1 protein-coding gene and 1 pseudogene are annotated in these 1765 nt (G+C 74.3%); both read left to right on the forward strand.

Translation table 11 applies throughout. From position 1 onward, the window contains the following. Positions 1-502, forward strand: a pseudogene (locus ABYE80_RS20520) (hypothetical protein); the annotation flags it as partial. Positions 503-588: 86 nt separating this feature from the next. Beyond that, complete coding sequence (locus tag ABYE80_RS20525) at positions 589-1761, forward strand: Mrp/NBP35 family ATP-binding protein (protein ID WP_372792263.1); 1173 nt, start codon at positions 589-591, stop codon at positions 1759-1761. Positions 1762-1765 lie beyond the last annotated feature (4 nt).

A 1765-nucleotide genomic window follows, 5' to 3' on the forward strand; every position in this document is an offset into this window, starting at 1 on the left:
CCGCGCGCTGCGCACGGCCCAGCCGCTCGTGGGCGAGGCCCGCCCGCTCGTCGCGGATCTGCGACGGCTGGGACCGAGCCTGGCGCCGGCGCTCGACGACCTGCGTCCGGTGGCCCGGAGTGCGCGCGCGGTCGTCGCCGGACTGCCCGCCCTGCGGGCCGCGGCGACACCGACGCTCCGCGCCGCCCGGCCGGCGCTCGCCGCCGCCGGCCCGCTGCTCGACCGCTTGGAGCCGGCGCTGGCCAACCTGGTGCCGATCGTCGGCTACCTCTCGCAGCGACGCCGGACCGTCTCGGCGTGGTTCGCCAACACCGCGGGGATCGGCGCTCGCGGCGACGCGAAGGGCAGCTACGTGCGGTTCAACATCTTCGTGGAGCCCGGCACGGGGTTCGGCGGGCCCGGAGCGTTCTCGAGCAACGCCTACACGGAGCCGGGGGACGCCGCGGACAACCAGCCGTACCGCGCCGGGGCCTACCCGCGGCTGCAGCCCTTCCGCCCGTAGCCGCCGCGGCCGGACGCCGGTTGCATTCCTGCGCTATTTGCCCATATGGTTGAACAATGATCGGACGCCGCTCGCGCCGCGAGACCATGCCCGACGACGAGCCGGACCTCGAGGCCCGGGTCCTCGAAGCTCTACGACCGATCGTCGACCCGGAGCTGCGGCGCTCCATCGTCGAGCTGGGCATGGTGCGGACGGCCACGGTGCGCGACGGCGTCGCCTCCATCGAGATCGCACTGACGACCCCGGGATGCCCGATCCGCTCCCAGTTCGAGCAGGCCGTCCGCGAGGCGCTCGCACCGATCGAGGGGGTCACGTCCGTCGACGTGAGCTTCGGCGTCCTGGACGACGCCGAGCGCGCGGCGCTGCAGCAGCGCCTCGGGCGCGCGGAACTGCCCGACGGGGCGCTCGCCGAGGTCGGCATGGTGGTCTGCGTGGCCTCCGGCAAGGGCGGCGTCGGCAAGTCGACGCTGTCGATGAACCTCGCGGCCGCCATGCACGCCCGCGGCCACACGGTCGGCGTCCTGGACGCCGACGTCTGGGGCTACAGCCTCCCCCGCATGCTCGGCATCCGTGAGAAGCCGACGGTGTCGCCCGAGCGCAAGCTCATCCCGCCGCGCACCGCCGACGGCATGAGCGTGATGTCGATCGGCTTCTTCATCGAGGAGGACTCGGCGGTCGTCTGGCGCGGGCCGATGCTCCACAAGGTGCTCGCGCAGTTCCTGCAGGACGTGGCCTGGGGTTCCCTGGACGTTCTCGTGGTCGACCTGCCGCCGGGCACCGGCGACGTCTCGATCTCCCTCGCCGAACTGCTGCCGCAGGCGCGGTTCGTCATCGTGACCACGCCGCAGGCCGCGTCGCACGGCGTGGCCCGTCGCGCCGCGCGCATGGCGACGGGACTCGAGCACGAGCTCGTCGGCGTCATCGAGAACATGTCGGACTACGTCGACGACACCGGCCGCCACCACGCGATCTTCGGCAGCGGCGGCGGCGCGGCGCTGGCGCAGGAGCTCGACGTCCCGCTCCTCGGGCAGATCCCGCTGACCGTCGCCACGCGCGAGCAGGCCGACGACGGGCAACCGGTGGTCGTCGCCCACCCCGAGGATCCCGCCGCGGCCGCCATCGATGCCGTCGCCGGCCGACTGCTCGCCCTGCGCCCGCAGAAGCCGCTGCCGATGGCGATGGCCGCTGCGGCACCCACGGAGCCGTCGGGACCGGCGGCGCCCCCCGGGCGGTTCGAGCTGCCGGTCGTGCAGGCCTGAGGGC

Origin of the sequence: Paraconexibacter sp. (assembly GCF_041602235.1) — a bacterium.
In the GTDB taxonomy this organism is placed as follows: Bacteria; Actinomycetota; Thermoleophilia; order Solirubrobacterales; family Solirubrobacteraceae; genus Paraconexibacter.